Raw genomic sequence first — 1,888 nt, 5'->3', positions numbered from 1 at the left:
TTGGCGTCCCTACGGGGATTCGAACCCCGGTTACCGCCGTGAAAGGGCGATGTCCTAGGCCTCTAGACGATAGGGACGTTTCAGAGGTGGGCGTATATTAGGGTGAATTGGACAGGGTGTCAAACACTTTTCCAAAGAAAATCTAAAAAAATCTTGTGAGTGTCTAAAAATAAAACATATCGTAGAATAAATAATCAAAATAAAGAAGTTAAAGTAAAATAATCAAGCAAGTTAATTTAAGTTAAATAAAAAATGCAGCCTAAGCTGCATTTTTATCTATTGTCATTTTATTTACGATCACGGTAGAAAATGTAGTAACTTAAATAACAAGCGGCAATAAACAGTAAGCATCCAATAAAACCAGCCTGCATTTCAGGATCGTATGCCATGCTGAGACCTGTAATTAAACAGAAAACAAAACCTAAGATGGGAACGATTGGATAAAGTGGTGCAGCAAATTTTAAATCTTTTGCTGAATGTCCAGTCTTGTACCATTGGCGTCTAAAGTTAAACTGACTCCAACAAATACTCATCCATACGATGACCATGGTAAATGCAGCGACACCTAGTAAATTCTTGAAAATTGTCTCTGGGGCAAAATGCTCAGATAGCAATCCGGGAATTGCGCCAAACATGGTTACCACTAGCGCAATGATAGGCGTACCACTCTTAGACAATTTTGAGAATATGCTTGGCAGTTGGCGTTGATCAGATAAAGACCACATCATGCGAGAAGCCGCATAGAGACCTGAGTTTGCAGCGGATAATAAGGCAGTAATAATCACGAAGCGAATAATATCGTCGGCATATGGAATACCGATGTATTTAAATACTGTTACGAAAGGGCTGCTACTCACTCCATCACCGCCTAGGCCAGCTACATGGAAAGGAAGTAATGCACTAATAACAACAATCGTACCCACAAAGAAAATTAATAGTCGCCAAATTGCCGCATTAATTGCTTTCGGAACATTTTCAGCTGGATTTTTGGTTTCACCTGCGGCAACACCAATGAGTTCAGTTCCAGAAAAGGCAAAGTTAACAATTAACATCGTGGTGAAAATTGGAAAAAGACCTTGTGGAAACCAACCATGTGCCGTTAAGTTATGAAATAACGGTGCTGATTCAGTGCCTTGGAATGGAATGAAACCAAAAATTGCGCATAAACCTAAAAGGATAAAGACAATAACGGTAACGACTTTGACTAATGCAAGCCAAAATTCTGATTCAGCAAAAATGCGGGTTGAACTTAAATTTAATCCTAAAATTGTAATTGCAAAAATAATGGTCCAAATCCACATTGAAATATGAGGGAACCATTCTTGCATGAGTAAGGCTGCGGCAGTAAATTCTGTACCAAGCGTTGCGGTCCATGTCAGCCAATACAGCCAAGAAATCATATAACCCGTTCCTGGGCCAATATATTTTTGAGCGTATGCGCCAAAAGATCCAGCCACAGGCATATATACTGCGAGCTCACCTAAACAGAGCATGACCATATAGGCAATTAAACCACCTAAAAAGTAGGCAATAATTGCGCCGATAGGACCTGTTTGAGCGATGACCTCGCCAGAACCTAGAAATAAACCTGTACCAATTGCACCGCCCAATGAAAGCATCACTAGGTGACGGGTGCTCATTGCACGTTTTAATGTTTTTGATTTAGAGGTAGCATTTGAGTTGGAAGATTGCATACCACAATTTGTCCAAGCGTGGAGAAGCGGGTATTTTATGTAAAATTTTGAAATGTGCAATCTGAATGAATGAATATTTAGTTGAAAATTATAATTTTAATTATTTTTCATAAAATATGGCGTCCCTACGGGGATTCGAACCCCGGTTACCGCCGTGAAAGGGCGATGTCCTAGGCCTCTAGACGATAGGGACT

Annotated in this window: 1 protein-coding gene and 2 tRNA genes; all 3 read right to left on the bottom strand. The window is 40.0% G+C overall.

Annotation, left to right across the window (positions count from 1 at the left end; all coding sequences use genetic code 11):
* Position 1: 1 nt before the first annotated feature.
* The 3 genes from NO346_RS06525 to NO346_RS06515 all read right to left on the bottom strand — a co-directional run bounded on the left by NO346_RS06525 (position 2) and on the right by NO346_RS06515 (position 1,887).
* Positions 2-77, bottom strand: a tRNA-Glu gene (locus NO346_RS06525).
* A 210-nt stretch (positions 78-287) separates the two neighbouring features.
* Positions 288-1,694 carry an amino acid permease gene (locus tag NO346_RS06520; RefSeq protein ID WP_256414664.1) on the bottom strand — a complete coding sequence of 469 codons (1,407 nt, stop codon included), beginning with the start codon at positions 1,692-1,694 and terminating at the stop codon, positions 288-290.
* 117 nt (positions 1,695-1,811) lie between these two features.
* A tRNA-Glu gene (locus tag NO346_RS06515) sits at positions 1,812-1,887 on the bottom strand.
* Position 1,888: the final 1 nt, after the last annotated feature.

Origin of the sequence: Acinetobacter sp. 5862, assembly GCF_024494585.1 — a bacterium.
GTDB lineage: Bacteria > Pseudomonadota > Gammaproteobacteria > Pseudomonadales > Moraxellaceae > Acinetobacter.
Note: the sequence above shows the minus strand (reverse complement) of the source record. Positions and strands in the feature narration are given on the sequence as shown.